12 protein-coding genes and 1 pseudogene are annotated in these 18,353 nt (G+C 70.3%); 7 read left to right on the forward strand and 6 right to left on the reverse strand.

Annotated features, from left to right (window positions below):
* A pseudogene (locus RM1_RS26630) lies at nt 1–354 on the reverse strand (RNA-guided endonuclease TnpB family protein); the annotation flags it as partial.
* 104 nt (nt 355–458) lie between these two features.
* On the opposite strand from RM1_RS26630, the gene RM1_RS24470 reads away from it, so the two are divergent.
* Both RM1_RS24470 and RM1_RS24475 read left to right on the forward strand, forming a co-directional pair.
* Nucleotides 459–1,658, forward strand: coding sequence for a DUF2786 domain-containing protein (locus RM1_RS24470; RefSeq protein WP_245816596.1), 1,200 nt, complete (start codon nt 459–461; stop codon nt 1,656–1,658).
* Between the two features lie 93 nt (nt 1,659–1,751).
* Nucleotides 1,752–2,801: a DUF2786 domain-containing protein gene (locus tag RM1_RS24475; RefSeq protein ID WP_245816597.1), complete on the forward strand. Its 1,050-nt coding sequence runs from the start codon at nt 1,752–1,754 to the stop codon at nt 2,799–2,801.
* Nucleotides 2,802–2,808: 7 nt separating this feature from the next.
* Here the strand turns inward: RM1_RS24475 and RM1_RS24480 are convergent, their stop codons facing one another.
* Nucleotides 2,809–3,732 carry a LysR family transcriptional regulator gene (locus tag RM1_RS24480; RefSeq protein ID WP_083576934.1) on the reverse strand — a complete coding sequence of 308 codons (924 nt, stop codon included), beginning with the start codon at nt 3,730–3,732 and terminating at the stop codon, nt 2,809–2,811.
* 77 nt (nt 3,733–3,809) lie between these two features.
* Between RM1_RS24480 and RM1_RS24485 the strand changes: the two genes are divergently transcribed.
* Genes RM1_RS24485 through RM1_RS24495 form a run of 3 tightly spaced genes read left to right on the forward strand, consistent with a single transcriptional unit; the run spans nt 3,810 to nt 7,415 of the window.
* Nucleotides 3,810–4,976: an FAD-dependent oxidoreductase gene (locus RM1_RS24485; RefSeq protein WP_083576935.1), complete on the forward strand. Its 1,167-nt coding sequence runs from the start codon at nt 3,810–3,812 to the stop codon at nt 4,974–4,976.
* Nucleotides 4,973–6,112 carry an NAD(P)/FAD-dependent oxidoreductase gene (locus RM1_RS24490; RefSeq protein WP_072754219.1) on the forward strand — a complete coding sequence of 380 codons (1,140 nt, stop codon included), beginning with the start codon at nt 4,973–4,975 and terminating at the stop codon, nt 6,110–6,112. The genes RM1_RS24485 and RM1_RS24490 overlap by 4 nt, the downstream gene beginning before the upstream one ends.
* A gap of 55 nt (nt 6,113–6,167) precedes the next feature.
* Nucleotides 6,168–7,415: an aminodeoxychorismate synthase component I gene (locus tag RM1_RS24495; protein WP_072754220.1), complete on the forward strand. Its 1,248-nt coding sequence runs from the start codon at nt 6,168–6,170 to the stop codon at nt 7,413–7,415.
* A 7-nt stretch (nt 7,416–7,422) separates the two neighbouring features.
* On the opposite strand, the gene RM1_RS24500 is transcribed toward RM1_RS24495, so the two are convergent.
* The gene (locus tag RM1_RS24500) at nt 7,423–11,538 is read right to left on the reverse strand and encodes an nSTAND1 domain-containing NTPase (protein ID WP_083576936.1); all 4,116 of its coding nucleotides are present in this window, start codon (nt 11,536–11,538) and stop codon (nt 7,423–7,425) included.
* A 378-nt stretch (nt 11,539–11,916) separates the two neighbouring features.
* Nucleotides 11,917–12,747 (reverse strand): 16S rRNA (cytidine(1402)-2'-O)-methyltransferase, encoded by an 831-nt coding sequence (gene rsmI / locus RM1_RS24505; protein ID WP_072754221.1) that lies wholly within the window; start codon nt 12,745–12,747, stop codon nt 11,917–11,919.
* A gap of 72 nt (nt 12,748–12,819) precedes the next feature.
* On the opposite strand from rsmI, the gene RM1_RS24510 reads away from it, so the two are divergent.
* Both RM1_RS24510 and RM1_RS24515 read left to right on the forward strand, forming a co-directional pair.
* Complete coding sequence (locus tag RM1_RS24510; protein WP_072754235.1) at nt 12,820–14,328, forward strand: dolichyl-phosphate-mannose--protein mannosyltransferase; 1,509 nt, start codon at nt 12,820–12,822, stop codon at nt 14,326–14,328.
* A 169-nt stretch (nt 14,329–14,497) separates the two neighbouring features.
* Nucleotides 14,498–16,105 carry a long-chain-fatty-acid--CoA ligase gene (locus tag RM1_RS24515; RefSeq protein ID WP_072754222.1) on the forward strand — a complete coding sequence of 536 codons (1,608 nt, stop codon included), beginning with the start codon at nt 14,498–14,500 and terminating at the stop codon, nt 16,103–16,105.
* Between the two features lie 48 nt (nt 16,106–16,153).
* On the opposite strand, the gene RM1_RS24520 is transcribed toward RM1_RS24515, so the two are convergent.
* Entirely contained in the window at nt 16,154–17,803 is a 1,650-nt protein-coding gene (locus RM1_RS24520; RefSeq protein WP_072754223.1) for a BCCT family transporter, read from the reverse strand.
* A gap of 83 nt (nt 17,804–17,886) precedes the next feature.
* The gene (locus tag RM1_RS24525) at nt 17,887–18,315 is read right to left on the reverse strand and encodes a DoxX family protein (protein ID WP_072754224.1); all 429 of its coding nucleotides are present in this window, start codon (nt 18,313–18,315) and stop codon (nt 17,887–17,889) included.
* Between the last annotated feature and the right edge of the window lie 38 nt (nt 18,316–18,353).

Consider the following 18,353-nt stretch of genomic DNA (forward strand, 5'->3'; position numbering starts at 1 on the left):
GTCATGCAGGGAGAATCCCCGCACGGTGTACTCGAGCGAGGGAAGCGAGTTCTTTCGCGCCTTGAACGCCGGTCGCCCCCGGCCCTTCATCGTGAAGGAGTGTTCGAGACCCTGCGCGAATGTGCGCAGCGTCTGCTGTTGTGCGACCTGCGACCCGTCACGCAGCCACGTACTACGCGACCGCACTTGTGTGAGGAGCTTCGACAGCTTCCCGAACGTCGGCAGACTTCCCGACTTCTGCTGGTGGACAGCCTCATTCCACAGGAACCTGCATCGATGCCACTCAGCGGTCAGGGCCCGCTCCGCCTGCGCGCCGGGCCGCAACCGGTACGTGTACCGCACCACTTCCCCCACGCCCCGCAACGTAGCCGACACCACCGACAGAAAGGAGGACGGCGCTTCCTCTCCCTCGTGAATGAGGGAGTATCCGCGCCGAACTTCCAATGAGGGACGAGGGCGTGCCCGACGACGGCCGACCGTCGGCCGAGGCCGCGGCGCTCCTCGACGCGCTCGTCGGCGCCTACGAACGCGGTTGGCAACCCGCAGATCTGCTCCACCTGACCCGCAGGGGCGCCGAGTCGCCACCCACCCTCGCCGCGGCCGTGCTGCTGTACGAGGCGCGGCTGAACTGTGCGGCCGAGCGGGCCCCCGCGGAGTGGTCCGATCAGCTGACCGCCGTGGCCGAGCTGTACCCGGAGCAGGCCCGCCTGGCGGACCGGACACCGGTCACCGGTCCGCCGGGCGGGCACCTCGCAGGCGTACTGACCGCAGGCCGGTCGGGCTTCCTCGGCTTTCAGCTGTCCGAGCTGGCGGCGGAGTGGAACCGGCTGCCGGACTGGATGATTCTGCTGCCCCCTCCGTCGCAGTGGCCTGCTGAGAGCGCCGCCCGGTCAGGGCAGCGGCCGCACCCCCACACGGAAGCCGACGCCGAGGTCCCTGGACCCTCGACCGCCCCGGATCCGAAGGTGCTGGGCCGGATCCGCGGGCTGCTCGCCAAGGCGGAGCGCACCGAGTTCGCGGAGGAGGCCGAGGCCTTCACCGCGAAGGCGCAGGAGCTGATGACGCGGTACGCGATCACCGCCGTCCTGCTGCGGTCACGCGCCCACACCGGCGGAACCGTGGTGCACAGCCGCCGGTTTCACCTCGAGAATCCGTACCTGAAGGAGAAGGCACACCTGCTGACCGCGATCGGCGACGCGAACCGGGTTCGCACCGTCCTGTTCGGCGACCTCGACATCGTCGCCGCGGTCGGGACCCCGGTGGACCTACAGCAGGTCGACCTGCTGTACACCTCGCTGCTGGTCCAGTCGGCCAGGGCCATGCAGTCGGCCGCCGCCGAGGGCCGCAGCGGTGCGCGCACCACCGGGTTCAGGAAGGCCTTCCTCGCCGGGTTCGCCAGCCGGATCGGGCAGCGACTGCACGACGCCGACGCCAAGGCCACCGAGGCGGCGGCCGACGAGGAGTCGATCCCGTTGAGCGATCTGCTGCCGGTCCTCGCCACCACATCCGCTGCGGTCGACGCAGAGTTCACCCGGCTGTTCCCCAGCACGAAGAAGGCAAGGGCCCGGTCGGTGGACGCCAGGGGATGGCACGCAGGGCGGGCCGCGGCGGACAGCGCATCGCTGGCCAAGGGCGGGCGCGCCATCAGACGCAAGTAGGCCCTGTCCCGCCCCTGAGCTGCGACGGGACCACGTGTCGGACCCTCGGTGCACACTGTCGCCATGAGCGATAATCGAACACGCATTCGACAGATGTCCGCAGTCGACGCGCTCGCCCAGGCGTACGAGCACGGCTGGCAGCCCGCAGATGTCATCCACGTCACCAGACGCGCGCTCGACGCCACCGTCACCCTCACCGCGGCGGCGCTGATCCTGGAGGAGTCGCGACGAAGCCGCGCCTGGTCGAGGGCTCCGCGGCAGTGGCTCGACCAGCTGCAGGCAATCGTGGACGCACACCCGGAGGCGGTCGCGAGCGCGGCAGTCGACCACGCGCACGCCCGATCACTCGGGTTCCTGTGGCAGTACCTGAGCCCCTGGACGGCACTGTGCCCGCCGCCCTCGGCGTGGCCTCGGCAGCGCAGCGAACCGGAGACACAGCCATCTCGCCCGGCAGATCTGAAGGTGTTGAACAAGATTCGCGGTCTGCTGGCCAAGGCCGAGAGCACGGAGTTCACCGAGGAGGCCGAGACGCTCACGGCCAAGGCCCAGGAGCTGATGACCCGGTACGCGATCAGCTCCGCACTTCTCGACGCCGGCGAGCCGGGCCTCGGCGTCACCGTGCACAGCAGGCGGGTCCACCTCGACAACCCGTATGTCAAGCAGAAGGCCCTGCTGCTCACCTCGATCGGCCATGCCAATCATGTTCGGACCCTGTACAACTCACGAATGGCCACCGCCACGATGGTCGGGGCTCCTGTCGACCTCGAGCAGGTCGAGATGCTGTTCACCTCGCTGCTCGTCCAGGCGACAAGGGCGATGAGCAAGGCGGGAGAGGACGGTTCGCGATCCACCTCGTTCCGCAAGGCCTTCCTGTTCGGGTTCGCCATCCGGATCGGCCAACGACTGACCGAGGCGGACAAGGCCGCTACCGCGCGGGTCGTGGTCGACGCCGAAGTCCGGTTCGGGGATCTGCTCCCCCTCCTCGCCGGGCGCGCGGCGGCGGTGAAGGCCGAGGTGGACCGCCTGTTCGGCCCCACGAAGAGTTGGCAGCATTCCGCGGTCGACCCGAGGGGCGCGCGGGCGGGACGGGAGGCCGCCGATGCGGCCACGCTGTCGGCCGGCGGGCGTGCGATCGCGGGGTGAAGGCGGATCACAGGCGCGTGAGACCGTGCGCCCCTCCCGCGACCATGTCGTCGACGACAACCGTCAGCATGTCCTGCATCGCCCGAGCGGCGTGGGTCGGTTGCACGTCGGCCCGGCGGGCCAGGGAAATGGTGCGGCTGAGCTCCGGCGCTTTGAGCCTCACGGGGCGCAGGCCGGGCCGATGGGCCGCCACCAACGACGGCACCACGGCCACACCGAGTCCGCGCTCGACGAACCGCAGCACCCCCTCCATCTCCGCGCCCTCAACCGCGACCCGCGGCGTCAATCCGGCCTGCCGGAACGCGGCGTCGGTTGCCGCGCGCAGGTCGTATCCACGGTGGAACATCACCAGGGGGGAGCGTGCGAGTTCGTCGAGCGTCAACGCACCCCGCACGGTGAGCGGATCGACGGCGGCCGAGGACACCACGACGAGGTCCTCCCGCAACAGCGGAGTGACCTCCAGCGCGTCCTCGCCGCGGTCCTCGTTCGAGACGATCAACGCCATGTCGACAAGACCGCCGGTCAATGCGTCGACCAGCGCTCGTGATCCACTCTCGTTCACGTTCAACGCAATTCCCGGGTACGCCGCGAGATAGCGCTCGAGAAGATCCGCGACGAGGCTGACACACAGGCTCGGCGGCGCACCCAGGCGCACCCGGCCGCGCCGCAACCCGGTCAGCTCGGCGATCTCGCGGTACGCGAGCTCCTCGTCCGCGAGCATCCTGGTCGCCAGCGGCAGCAACACCTCGCCCGCCGCGGTCAGCGCGATATTCCCCCGCGCGCGGTGAAACAGGCTGGCGCCCAGGCTCTTCTCCAGCGCCAGGATCTGTCTGCTCAGGGAGGGTTGGGCCAGGTGCACCTCGCGGGCCGCCTTGGTGAAATGCCCGGTGCGCGCGACGGCGAGGAAGCAGGCGAGCTGCGTCAGGGTCATATCCATACGTCTAGCGCATCGAGACGACAGAAACAATGCATTGGAGTAATCGTCGCTCGCTCCCTAACGTCGCAGTCGTGACTGATTCGGTTTCTGTGATCGGCGGCGGCCTCGCCGGACTCACCGCGGCGATCGCGTGTGCAGAGGCGGGCGCCCGGGTCACCCTCCACGAGGCGCACGCCACGCTCGGCGGCCGGGCCCGTGCCACGGCAGGCCCGTATGTCGCCCACGAGGGTGCGCACGTGTTCTACGCGGACGGCCCGCACTGGCAGTGGCTCAAGCGGCGTGGATTCGTCGCCGACCTGTGCCTCCCACCGGTCCGCAGCCTCGCACTGCTCGGCTTCCGGTCGGGCGGCAGATTTCGCAGGCGGCCGCCGATGGGGATGCTGCGGGCCCAGCTCACCCCCTGGGCCGCCGCGCCCGTCGACACGGACTTCCTTTCATGGGCCACACAGCGTTTCGGACACGAGGCCGCAAAGGCGATGGCGAACTCCGTCGGCGTCGCGACCTACGAGGCGGACACCGGGAAGCTCTCGGCGGCCTTCGTATGGAATCTGTTTCAACGGATCTACGGACCGCGACTCCCCGGCGTGCGCTACGTGGCAGGCGGATGGCAGGCGGTCACGAACCGGATGGCGGTCCGCGCGCGGGACCTCGGGGTCCGGATCGAACTGGGCTCCCGGGTGGACGCGATCCCCTCCACACCGACGATCGTCGCAACCGAACTCTCCTCCGCGCGAAGCCTCCTCGGCGACACGTCGCTGGACTGGCAGAGCGGCCACTGCGTGATGCTCGACCTCGCCGTCCGCGAGGGACGACGCGACCTGTTCACCGCCGCCGACCTCGACGAGGGCGGCTTCCACGACTGCTACTCGATGCAGGACCGCTCCGTCGCGCCGGCGGGCGAGTCCCTGTTCCAGATCGACATGCCGGTGCGCGCGGGCGAGTCCGTCGACCAGGCCCGCACCCGCTTGTATCGTTTCACCGATCTCACGGTTCCGGACTGGCGCGACCGGGTCACCTGGCAACGGACCTCGACGGCGAGGGGCAGGACCGGCGCCGTCGACCTGCCGGGCCAGACCTGGCGCGACCGACCCGGGATCGACCGGGGCTCGGGGGTGTACCTCGTCGGGGACATGGTCGCCGCCCCCGGGATGCGCGGGGAGATCGCGATCAACAGCGCTGTGCGCGCGGCCACGTCCGTGGTCGCCGAACTGAAGGTGTCGAAGGGGGTGCGCCGATGAGCGCAAATGTGGTGGTCGTCGGGGCGGGCTACGCCGGGGTGATGGCCGCGAACAGGCTGAGATCACGGAGCGAGGACACGCGTGTGATCGTCGTCAATCCCCGGCCCGCATTCGTCGAACGTATCCGGCTTCATCAGCTCGTCACCGGAAACTCCGACGCCACAGTCCCATTCGAGCGGGTGCTCCACCCCGAGGTGGAGCTGCGGGTGGGGACCGTCGAGCGGATCGACGCGCAGGCCGGTTCGATCAGCTTGACCGATGGCGAGCACCTCGCCTACGAACATCTGGTCTACGCGGTCGGCAGCACCGACCGACGCGACCACATCCCGGGAGCATCCGAACACGCCTTCTCCCTGTCCGAGTTCGAACAGGCGCACCTGCTCCGGCTCCGATTGCGCGCTCTGCCGCGACCGCTCGCCGTCACCGTGATCGGGGGCGGACTGACCGGCGTCGAGACCGCGGCCGAGCTCGCCGAGAGCGATCGCGAGATCGCCGTGACCCTGGTGTCCGACTCCCCGGTGGCGAAGGCCCTGCCGCCACGGACGCGACGCAAGATCCTCGCCACGCTGGCCGCACTCGGCGTCACGGTGATCGACGGGAACCGGGTAGCCGAAATCGCCGAGGGCAAGGTCACTCTCGCGGACGGGCGGATCCTTCAGAGCGACTGCACGGTGCTCGCGGCCTCCTTCGCGGTTCCCGACCTGGCCCGCAGGAGCGGACTCGAGGTCGATGCCGACGGCAGGCTGCTGGTCGACGCGACGTTGACCAGCCGTAGCGCCCCGTCGATCGTCGGCGCAGGCGACGCGGTCGCCGGACCGCCGGACGAACTCGGCCACCTCCGGATGAGCTGCCAGGCCGCCCTACCGATGGGTGCACACGCCGCCGACACGGTCCTCGCCCGACTCGGCGGCACCGAGCCGGCGCCGCTCTCGCTCGGATTCGTTGGCCAGTGCATCAGCCTCGGCAGGCGACACGGGGCCTTCCAGCCTGCCCGCGCGGACGACTCCCCCGCCTGGCCTGCGATCACCGGCCGGGTGGGAGCGCTCGTGAAGGAACAGGTCTGCGCCACGACGGTGCAGTTCATGACGAAGCAGGCGACACGCGGGGTGTACCGGTGGCGTCGCGGTCCGCACTGACAGCCCGTGACCGCTCGATTCGGGTGTGCGGGCGGGGCCGTGTCACGCTTGTCGGGTGCGGATCGAGCGGATTGGTGACGGCGGCGACCCGGCCGACGTGTTGCGCGCCCTCGCGAGCCTGGCCGTCGACCGCGGCACACCCGCGCCTGCGGCGCTGATCGGCGACTGGTTCGGTTCCCTTGCGGTGCTGGCCCCGACCGTGCACACCGCCCCCGTCGGCACGGCGAGCGCATTCGGCCTCTCGGATCGAGAAACGGTCACCGCCCGCGGGGAACCCGGGAACGACCGTCCGGTGATCGGCGGCGGCTGGATCGGCTATCTCGCGTACCCCGACAACCCGGTCAGCGGTGCGACCGCCGCGCTCCCCGCCGCGGCAGGTGGCTGGACGGACTCGGTGTTGCGGCAGGACCGCGACGGCTGCTGGTGGTACGAGAGCCTGACCGACGACCCCTGCCCCACCGCATGGTCGGACGCCGTCACCGCGCCCGCCGCGCCCGCGCAGCCCTGGCGGATCGAGTGGACCGCGCCCGACCGCGAGTCGCACCGCCACGGCGTGCAGCAGTGCCTCGAGGCCATCCGGCAGGGCGAGGTGTACCAGGCCTGCGTGTGCACCCAGTTCCGCGGCCACGCGGAGGGCGAACCGCTGCACTTCTTTGCCGACGCCGTGGCCGCGACCCGGCCCGCCCGCGCCGCCTTTGTAAAGGGCGAGTGGGGCGCGGTGGCATCGCTGTCCCCCGAACTGTTCCTCTCGCGCCACGGGGACCTGCTCCGCTCGAGCCCGATCAAGGGCACGCTGCCCATCTCCGACGATCCGGACCGCCTGCGCGCCTCCGTCAAGGACGTCGCGGAGAACGTGATGATCGTCGATCTGGTGCGCAACGACCTCGGCCGGATCGCGGTACCCGGATCGGTCACGGTCACCGACCTGCTCGGTGTCTACCCCGCCCCGGGAGTCTGGCACCTGGTCTCCACCGTCGCCGCGACCGCCGCGCCCGGCACCACCACCGCCGCCCTGCTGGAGGCCACTTTTCCGCCCGCCTCGGTCACCGGCTGCCCGAAACACCGTGCCCGCCAGCTGCTCTCGCACTGGGAGCCCGACCATCGCGGGGTGTACTGCGGCGCAGTCGGGTTCGCGTCGCCGCTCGCGGGCACCGAACTGAACGTGGCGATACGCACCGTCGAGTTCGACCCGGACGGAAACACGGTGCTCGGCGTCGGCGGCGGCATCACCATCGACTCCGACCCGGACGCCGAGTGGCAGGAATGCCTCGACAAGGCGTCGAGCATCATGTCGCTCGGGTAGTCGCCCCTCAGCCCTGCGCGCAGGCCTGCTCCCCCGAGCCGGACAGCTCGAAGTCCGCCGCGCGGTCCGCCGACAGTGGGGCCGTCGACGAACAGATCCGACGGATGATCGACGGCGCGTCCAGCTCCCAGGTCCGCAGCACGCCCTCGCCGTCCCCGGAGAGGGCGGCGTGGGTGCCCGGCAGGAAGGCCACCTGCCACCGGCCCGTACCCGCGGTGGTGATCGGCCCACCGACGTTGTGCATCGACCCCGTGTCGGCGACGTCCCACAGCCGCACCGTGCCGTCGTCGCTGCCGCTGATCACGTGGCGACCGTCGGGATCGAACGACACCGAGTAGACGGTGCCGGTGTGCCCGCGCAGTGGCGAACCCCTCATGGTGAGGGTTCCGTCGCCTGCCCGGTCCCACAGCACGACCGACTGCTCGTCACCCCCGGTCGCCAACATGGTTCCGTCCGGGCTGAACGAGATCGAGTTGATCCCGTCCGCCTGACCGCCGTCCGGAACCACGATCTCGCGCGGGCTCGCCGCGTCCCGCACATCCCAGACGTGCATCCCGCCGTCCGCGTCGGCCGCCACCAGGTCGCGCCCGTCCGGGCTGAAGGCCACCGTGCGAACGAGATTGGTCGGACCGCCGAGCGGTTCACCCCACGGCACCGGCCGTTCCGGATCCGCCAGGTTCCACAGCCGGACGCTGACATCGTCCGCACCGATGGCCAGGGTCGACCCGTCAGGGCTGAAGGCCAACTCCCAGGTGAACCTCGTCTGCGTCAGGATCGGTCCGCCGAGGGCACGTGGGTGATTCGGGTCGTGCACATCCCAGAGCTGCACCTGCCCACCCGAGGTCGGTGCTGTCGCCATCGTGCCGCCGTCCGGTGACAGCGCCACCACGTGGGCTCCTCCGAACGGGCGCGGCAGCGCGAGCGCACCCGCCAGGGACAACCGTCGATCCGCCGCGGCCCGCCACAGCCGGATCACCGAGTCGTATCCGCCCGTCGCAACCAACGATCCGTCGCGGCTGGCCGCGGGCTGGGTGAGCGCCGACGCCGAGACGTGGATCGCCGTCGTCGGCAGGGTCCACACCCGGACCGTCGAGTCCTGTCCACCGGTGACGATGGCGGCGCCGTCGGGCACAAGGGCGAGCGCTGGGACTCCGCCGCCGTTGCCCGTCAGGGCAGGACGCAGCTCGCGCAGGCTCCTGGAAGCGGGGTCGAGGGACCACGTCTTCACCGTGCCATCCCACGAGGCACTCACCAGGGTCGCGCCGTCCGAGGCGAAGGCGATCGTCCACACCCCACCGGTGTGGGCCTGGACCGGGGCCCCGATCTCGCCGACCGCCCGCACGTCGGTGGTGTCGAAGACCCGGAGCACCCCGTCATCGCTGCTGGCGGCGAGGGTCCGCCCGTCGGGCGCGAACGCCACCGAGTGCACCACGTCGCCGAATCCGGTCAGCACCGACGGCAACGGGACGGGCGCGACGCCGCCGCCCACCCCGGCGATGTCCCACAACCGGACGCTGCGGTCATCGCTCGCCGTCGCCAGCACCGCCGAATCCCCGCGAAAGGACACCGTCCGGACCGCGCCCTGATGGGCGGGCAGAACCGTGGAACCGAAGTGACCCGAGAACGGCTCCGACGTGTCGAACATCGTCACCGTGCCGTCGTCGTTCGGCACCGCCAGGATCCGCCCGTCGGGGCTGAACCGGAGGTTGTGGACCGCCCTGGCCCCCACCTTGGTCCCGTCGAGCAGCGGCCGCGGCGCGGACCGGTCGGTGATGTCCCAGATGAACACGAGGCCGTCGCCGCTGCCCGCGGCCAGGATCCGCCCGTCCGGGCTGAACGACACCGACGCCATGTACTTCTCGGCACCGCCGAGCGGGCCCCCGATCGGTCGCGGGTCGGTGCGATCGGTGAGGTCCCACAGGCGAACGGTGCGGTCGTCGCTTGCGGAGGCGATCGCCCTGCCGTCGCGCGAGACCGCCACCCCGTAGACCGGGCCCTGATGGCCGGTCAGGACGCGGCCCACCGGGGTCGATTCGGTCGCGATCAGGCGCGAGTACGCGGCGTCGTTGCCCGGATTCATCTGCCACGCCTCGATCGCCAGCCGCGCGGAGGTCGTCGGGTCGGAATCCCGCAGCGAGTCCGTCAGCGCGATCAACTGGCGGAACTGCGCGGCCGACCGCTCCGACTCGGCGCGCTGCTTCGCGGTCCAGGCCATCGACACCGCGACCAACGCGATCACCGTGGACACCACCAGCGCCGCCATCACGGCCCGCTGGATCCAGGTGTCCCGGCGCACGTGCCCGGTCGACGTGGCGAGGAACTCCGAGGCGATCGGGGTCAGGGACGCGGCGACCTTCGTCGCGCCGAGCCCCTCGACGGCGACCCGCGACGCGTCGTGCTCGGCGACCATGTCGAGGCGGCCGCGCTGATAGAGCAGGCTGTTGTTGCGGTCCGCCTGCTCCCAGTTCGTGGCGTCCGCCTCGATCTGCTGACGCAGCGCGGTGTACGAGCGGTCCTCCTGGATCCACTGTTTCAGCCGCGGCCAGGCGTCGATCACCGCGTCGTGGATGAGCTCAACGCTCTCGGTGTCCGCGACCAGGACGCGGGCCGCGATGAACTGGTCGACCACCTGCCTGCCGGTCGCCGCGTCCTCGCCCGCGAAGGCCAGCAACTGCGGCAGCGTGCGCCGGATCTTCACGTCGGTGCCGGTATCCGTGACGTACACCAGGTGCACCAGCATCGCCCTGGCGAGCACCCGTCCCCGCTCGTCCAACGCCGCCCAGGTGCGCTCGGCCGTCGCCGCGACGGACCCACGCACACCGCCGGTGGCGCGGTAGCTCGCCACGGTGAGCACTCCGCCGCGCCTGCGCTCCCACATCGTGTCGAGCAGGTGCGAGAGCAACGGCAGCACCGTGCCCGCGCCCTCGTCCGAGGTGAGCACCCCGAGATCGTGCAGGATGAGGTCGACCAGCCCCGCCTCGAGTTTGAGACCGATCATCCGGGCGGGCTGGGTGATCACCTCCACCATGTCCTCCCGCGTCAGCGGCGCGAGGACCTTGCTGTGGCGTTCGAGCGCGCGGGCGAGCACCCGCTGGGACAGCGCCTGCCCGTAGAAGTCGGAGCGCATCGTCGCGACGACGACGGGCGCGGCATCGGGCGTCTCCTCCGCGCCGACCGTCGTCGCGGCGAGATCGAGAAGGGTGAGGAAGCGGTCGCGCTCCTCGGGATCATCGCACTGGGTGAACAGCTCCTCGATCTGGTCCACGACGATCAGCAGCGGGTTCGAATCCAGCCGGGCGGCGGCCGCACGGACGGCCCGGCGCACGACCTCCGGCCGGGGATCGCCGACCGCCTCCCGCAGCTCGGGGAGTGCCTCGCCCAGAGCCTGCAGCGGACGTGGTCCCGGGGTGAGCACCACCGGTCGGCCGCAGGCGCCGGATCCCTGGCCCGCCAGTTCCGCGACGAGACCCGCCTGGACGAATGACGACTTCCCCACCCCCGAGGCACCGGTCACGATGACCAGCCCGTGCCCGTGTGCGGAGGTGACCGTGTCGACCAGTCCGGGCAGGCTGGCACCGCGGCCGAAGAACATCCGCGCGTCCTCGGCCCGGTACGGCTCGAGCCCGCGATAGGGCCGAACCCCGGTCACCGGAGCGGGCGCCACTTGATCGGCCGTCTCGCCGCGGCCGCGCGCGGCGTTCGTGTCGCGGGCACTCGACCACCACGCCAGCCACTGCTTCATCGAGTACAGGCCGGGGACCGGCGGCTGGGTGCCGTGCAGCGTCTGGGCCGCGCGGATGAGGACCACCAGAACCGGGCGGACGGAGTCGAACGTCGCGGGGACGCGTTTGCCCGATCGCCAATCGCTCAGCCGCTGGACCGAGACCTGACGATCCGTGCCGATGGTCCGGCCGACCGCCGACGCCTCGGACACGACCTTCTTCAGGGCGGGTCCGCCTGCCGTCGCGAACAGCAGGCGCAGCTGATCCGCGAAGTGCAGGCGCGCCTGTGCGTCCGGGTCGTTCGGTTGGCTACCCGCCTGTTCGTCGGGGGCGCTCCGCCGGCTCCGCGCCTGTGCGTCCGCAGCACCGTCCACCGCATCGGCCGAATCGCCACCGGACATCGTCGATCACCCCAGTTCCTGCCGTGGAAATTCCGCTGCGGAAAAGTTCCTCACCCACTGCGAACTGGGACGATACCCGGATAGCGGGACGCGCGGTTTGGTTGGGTCCCACTCGCCGACCAGAGTTGATCTCGACGCACGGGGGGCCCTGCATCACCGCGCCACACCGGCGGGAACTGTCAGCCCGAGGGGGGGTTGTTCCCGCCGGTGTGCACGTGGCCGACCACACACGACGGAGTGACCATGAGCAGAATCGCCGCCAAGATCGCGTCCACGGTTCCACCGACCCTCGCCGCAGCACTCGTCCTCGCCGCCGCGGTCGGCCTCATCATGTTGATGGGCGCACCGCCGAACTGACGCTCCGGCTGCCGGACCCACTCAGCCCTGCCGGGCCGCCAGCACCGCCTCGTAGACCTCACGCTTGGACACCCCTGCGGTCGCGACCATCGCGCACGCGTCCTTGAGCCGCGCTCCGCCCTCCACGAGCCGCTCCACCTCCCCGACCAGATCCTCGGGCTCCGCGGCGACGAGACGCGCGGCCTCGAGCACGACGGTGATCTCCCCGCGCGCCCCCTCGATCGCCCACTGCGCCAGCTCGGCAAGGGTGCCGCGGCGCACCTCCTCGTAGGTCTTGGTCAGCTCCCGGCACACCGCCGCGCGGCGGTCTCCGCCGAGCACCTCGACCGCGTCGGCCAGACAGGCGGCCAACCGGTGCGGCGCCTCGAAGAACACGCACGCCCGCTGCTCGGTGCGCAGCGACTCCAGCCAGGCCCGGCGCTGCCCCTGCTTGCGCGGCGGGAACCCGTCGAAGCAGAAGCGCTCGACCGGCAGCCCGGACAGCGCCAGCGCGGTCGTGACGGCCGATGGACCCGGCAGGCAGGTCACCGGCAGGTCATTCTCCACGCACGCCGCCACCAACCGGTAGCCGGGATCGCTGACCGACGGCATGCCTGCGTCCGTCACCAGCAGCACGGTCTTGCCCTCGGCGACATCGGCGACCAACGCCGGCAGCCGGCTCGTCTCCACCTGGTCGTAGAAACTGACCACCTTGCCGGTGATCACCACCCCGAGCGCGGCCGCCAGGTGCTTGGTGCGGCGGGTGTCCTCCGCCGCGACGACGTCCGCGGTTGCGAGGGCCTCCTTGAGGCGTTCGGAGGCGTCACGGACCTCACCCATCGGTGTCGCGGCTAGGACAAGACGACCGTTCATGTCACACAGCCTACGATCGAGCACGTGACCCAGTTGACCGACGAGCGCGCGACGCCCGCAGTCGACACCCTGATCGTCAGCCCGGCGCCGACCGCGCCCACCCTCGACCCCGGTCCGACCGACCGGATGCGTGGCTGGGCGGTCACCATCTTCCTCACCACCCTGGCGGCGATCACCCGCTTCGTCATGCTCGGCTACCCCACCGACGCAGGCACCCCGGTGTTCGACGAGAAGCACTATGCGCCCCAGGGCTGGCAGGTGCTCACCGGCGGCGGGCTCGAGGACAACCCCGGCTACGGCCTCGTGGTGCACCCGCCGATCGGCAAGCAGCTGATCGCCGTCGGCGAGGCGATCTTCGGCTACAACGGCTGGGGCTGGCGGTTCGCGTCCGCGGTCGCGGGCACCATCCTGGTGCTGCTGGTGGTGCGGATCGTCCGCCGGATGGCCCGCTCCACCCTCGTCGGTGCGATCGCCGGGCTGCTGCTCATCGCCGACGGCGTCACGTTCGTGTCCTCGCGGATCGGGATGCTGGACATCTTCATGGCCGTGTTCGTGGTCGCGGCGTTCGGCTGCCTGGTGGTCGACCGGGACGAGGTACGCCAACGGATGGCCCTGGTGTGGGTCGAGGGCAGGATCCACGACTCCCCCTACGGGCCACGCCTCGGGGTGCGCTGGTGGCGGTTCGGCGCGGGCGTGCTGCTCGGGCTGGCGTGCGGCACCAAGTGGTCGGGCGTGTACTTCATCGTCTTCTTCGGTCTCCTCAGCGTCGCGTTCGACGTCGCCGCCCGGCGCGCCTACGGCGTCAACCGACCGTGGATCGGCGCCGGTCTGCGCGATGTGGGACCGGCGCTCTACGCCCTCGTCGTGATCCCGGTGCTGGTGTACCTGGCGAGCTACTGGTCGTGGTTCGCCTCGGAGACCGGCGTCGACCGGAACGCCGTCGGCACCAAGGTGGGCACCGACGGACAGTTCGCGTTCGTCCCCGACGCACTGCGCTCGCTCTGGTACTACAGCGGGAACGTGCTCGAATTCCATTCGGGGCTGACCAATTCCGCGGGCAACCATCATCCGTGGGAGTCGAAGCCGTGGTCGTGGCCGATGGGGCTGCGCCCGATGCTGTACTACTTCGCCGACGGCGAGCAGATCTCCGGGTGCGGCGCGTCGAGCTGCGTCAAGGCGGTCATGCTGATCGGCACCCCAGCGATCTGGTGGCTGGCGCTGCCCATGCTCGCATGGGCGCTGTGGCGCACGGTGGTGTCCAAGGACTGGCGGTACGCGGCCGTGCTCACCGGCTACGGCGCCGGACTGCTGCCGTGGTTCGTCACCATGGACCGACAGATGTACTTCTTCTACGCCGTCGCCCTTGCCCCGTTCCTCGTGATGGGACTGGCGCTCGCGCTCGGCGAGATCATCGGCCGGGCCAGGGCCTCAGCGGAACGTCGCGGCACGGGGCTGCTCGCGGTCTGCCTCTACCTCGGCCTGGTGATCGCGAACTTCATCTGGCTCTGGCCGGTCCTCACCGCGATCCCGATCACGCCGGAGGCATGGCAGCAGCAACTGTGGCTGCCGAGCTGGCGCTGACCCCGGACTTCAGGCCGCCCTCGACCAATCCAATCAAGCATGCTTGATTGTTTTTCCGTTCGCGCCTACAGTCGCCTCCCAAGGGGCCGAATGTGACCCCAGTCACCAACCTCGTGGGCGCCCAGCCGTTCGGGTGGCGCGTCCCTTCGACGTCCCGTGGAGGCCACGTATGCAACCCGATCTGTCCGGTCTGACCGCGCTCGAGGTCAACCTGGCCACCCGCACCTCGCTGGGTGACGCCCTCACCCGGTCGGCGCGAATGTTCGGCTCCCGCACCGCGATCGCGGACCGCGGCCGGTCGATCACCTACCGCGAACTCGACGCCGCCGCGGAGTCCGTCGGACGTTCGCTCCTCGAGTCTGGCCTGTCCCACCAGCAACCGGTCGCGATGCTGATGGGCAATTCGTGGCAGTTCGTCGCGACCTACTTCGCCTGTGCCAAGGCGGGACTGGTGGCGATGCCGGTGAACGTCGTGCTCGCGCCCGAGGACATCGCCTGGATCCTGAACGACTCGGGCACCACCACCGTCGTAGCCGACGCCGCCTTCGGCCCACTGCTCGAGAAGATCCTGCCCGGGCTCGCCGAGGTGAAGTCCGTGATCCTCGTCGGCGCCGGGCCGGCCGCATCCACGGGCGGGGTGTCCACACGGAACTGGGAGGACCTCGCGCTCCGCGAACCTGCCGGTCCCCTCGAGGTGCTCGTCGAGGACCGGGACGCGGCACAGTGCCTGTACACCTCCGGCACCACCTCCCGCCCCAAGGGCGTTCTCGCCAGCCACACCGCGGTCTTCGTGGCGGGCCTGACCAACGCATTGATGCAGGGCGCGTCCTGGGGTGGTGAGCACGCGACCCTGGTCAACGTGCTGCCGATGTTCCACACCACGGGCCTGAACACGCTGGTCCTGCCGACCCTGATGATCGGCGGCACGGTCGTGCTGCCAGGACCGTTCGACCCGGGCGCGGTGCTCGACGCGATCGAGGCCCACCGGGCGACGCACGTGATGTTCCTGCCGATCATGTACCGAGCGCTGGTGGGCACGCAGGCCGCCGCGGCGCGGGACCTCTCCTCGGTCCGGCTGTGCATCTACGCGATGGCTCCCATGCCCGACACCCTCCTCGACCAGGTCGACGAGGCGTTCCCGAACGCCTCGGTGATCCTCGGCTCCGGTCAGACCGAGGTGGTGCCTGCGACCGTGCTGCAGTGGCCCGAGCACCGCCACACCAAGGCGAACTCGTGGGGCCCACCGGTCCCGACCGTCGAGGTGCAGATCATGGACAACGACGGCACGCTTCTCCCTGCCGGCGAGAGCGGCGAGATCGTCTACCGGGGACCGCATGTCAGCAGCGGCTACTGGAACAACGCGGACGCGAATCGGGCGGCCTTCGCGCACGGCTGGTTCCACAGCGGCGATGTCGGCCATCTCGACGAGGACGGGGTCGTCTGGTTCACCGATCGGCTCAAGGACATCATCAAGAGCGGCGGCGAGAACGTCTCGTCAGTGGAGGTCGAGCGGGTCGTCTCGGCGGCGCCGGGGGTCCAGGAGTGCTCCGTCGTCGGCCTGCCGGACGAGCGCTGGGGCGAGGCGGTGTGCGCCGTGGTCGTCGCCGCCGACGCCACCACCGCACCCGCCGAACTCGAAGCCCAAGTGATCGCCCACGCCAAGCAGCACCTGGCCGGCTTCAAGGTGCCCAAGCGGGTGATCGTCGTCGACGAGTTGCCCAAGACGGCGACCGGCAAGGCCCGCAAGCACGAGCTCAGGGCCGGCCTGAGCCGCTGAGCGCCCCGATGCGGCGGAAACCCTTGCCATTCCAGGGTTTCCGTCGCATCACACCGTGGAGCCGTTGCTGGCAGACCTGCTCGGCCCGCGTCGGGCGCGCGGCACCCGCCGCCGCTCCCTCTTCGTCTCCAGGATCATCGGATCGTGGCACAGGTCCCGGTAGAGCGAGACGCACAGGCCGATCATCACCACGACGAACGGCGCCGCCGCGATGATCGTCATCGTCTGCAGACCGTGGAGCGCATCCTCGCCACCGGTCCACAGCAGCAGCGCCGCGACACCGCCGGTGGCCAGGCCCCAGAAGATCACCACCCAGCGGCTGGGGTCGAGGGTGCCGCGCTGCGACAGCGTTCCCATCACCATCGACGCGGCGTCGGCGCCGGAGACGAAGAAGATGGAGACCAGGAGCATCACCAGGACGGTCGAGACGCCCGCCAGCGGCAGATTGTCCAGCATGCCGAAGAGCTGGGATTCGGAGCTGCCGCGCCCCGCCAGGTCGACACCGCTGCGCTGCTCACCGATGGCCGCGCCGCCGAACACCGAGAACCAGAACAGGCTGACGATGCTCGGGACCAGGATCACGCCGATCACGAACTCGCGGATGGTGCGGCCGCGGCTGATGCGGGCCAGGAACATGCCGACGAACGGGGTCCACGAGATCCACCACGCCCAGTAGAAGATCGTCCACGAGGACAGCCACTCGGCGGTCTCCGGGTTGCTCGATGCCGCTGTGCGGGCGGACATCTCCGCGATCTCGGCGGCGTAGGCGCCGAGGGCGGTCGGGATCAGGTTGAGGATCAGCACCGTCGGCCCGAGCACGAACACGAACAGCGCGAGCACCAGCGCCAGCACCATGTTGATGTTCGACAGCCACTGGATGCCCTTGGCCACCCCCGAGACCGCGGACGCGACGAACACCAGCGTCAGCACGGCGACGATGGAGACCAGCAGCAGCGTGCCCGCCTCCTCCATCCAGCCCGCGACCTCGAAGCCCGAGCCGATCTGCAGCGCGCCCAACCCGAGCGAAGCGGCGGTGCCGAACATGGTCGCGAAGATGGCCAGGATGTCGATGACCTTGCCGATCGGGCCCTCCGCGCGGCGCCCGAGCAGCGCGACGAACGCGGAGCTGAAAAGTTGTTTGCGGCCGCGTCGATAGGTGCCGTAGGCGAGCGCCAACCCCACCACCGCGTAGGTGGACCAGGGATGCAGACTCCAATGGAACATCGTGGTCGCCATCGCGGTGCCGACCCCGCCGTCGGTCCCGGGCGGCGGGTTCACGAAATGCGCGAGCGGCTCGGCGACACCGAAGTACATGAGCCCGATGCCCATTCCCGCGCTGAACATCATGGCGATCCAGCTGACCGTGTTGAACTCCGGCTTCTCGCCGTCCTTCCCGAGCGGGATCCGGCCGTACTTGCTCAGCGCCAGCCACAGTGCGAACAACACGAATCCGGTGGCGGCGAGGATGAACAGCCAGCCCAGATTGGTGACCAGCCAGTCGAGCACGGAGCCCGTGACGGAGTCGAGGCTGTCCGGACCCACCAGGCCCCAGAGCACGATCGCGGCGACGATCGCGGCCGTGACCCCGAATACCACATGGTCGGTCCGGACGCCGGTCGTGCGCGTCACGACGTGACCGATGATCTCGTCGTCGGTGCGGTCGGAATCCTGCTCGGATAGATCGGAATTCGACGCCATGTGCTCCTACGTTGCTTGCCCTGTCCGGCAAAAGCAAGCGCGACAGGCGCGGAACGACGACCTACCCGAGCGGCTCCGCCCCGCTACGCCCTGGACCGAGCCGACGACCTGCCGCCGAGAATCCCGTCGACGCTGAATCGTCCGGCGCCGGTCGCGGCGATCAGCAGCGATCCCACTCCGAGCGCCAGCACCAGCTCGTATCCGCCTTCGCTGACGAAGATGCCCTTGTCCCAGTGCACGATCGCGAACGCCCCGACCATGTTGAGGAACAACAGGATCCCGGCGATCGGCGTGGCGACCCCCGCGATGAGGGCGAAGCCACCCACCAGTTCGATGGTCGCGGCCACGATCGCGGAGATGTCCGGCACGGGTGCGCCCATGCCCTCGAACGCGACCTGCGTCTTGTCGATTCCCATGGTGAAGAACTTCTGCCAGCCGTGGGCGACGAAGATGACGCCGATGCCGACCCGGGCGATGAGGATGGCGAGGTCGCGGAATGCGGCGGATTTCATGATGGAGTCCTTTTCGATGTGCGGCGCGACGGACGGGA

Source organism: Rhodococcus maanshanensis NBRC 100610 (genome assembly GCF_001894865.1).
In the GTDB taxonomy this organism is placed as follows: domain Bacteria; phylum Actinomycetota; class Actinomycetes; order Mycobacteriales; family Mycobacteriaceae; genus Rhodococcus_G; species Rhodococcus_G maanshanensis.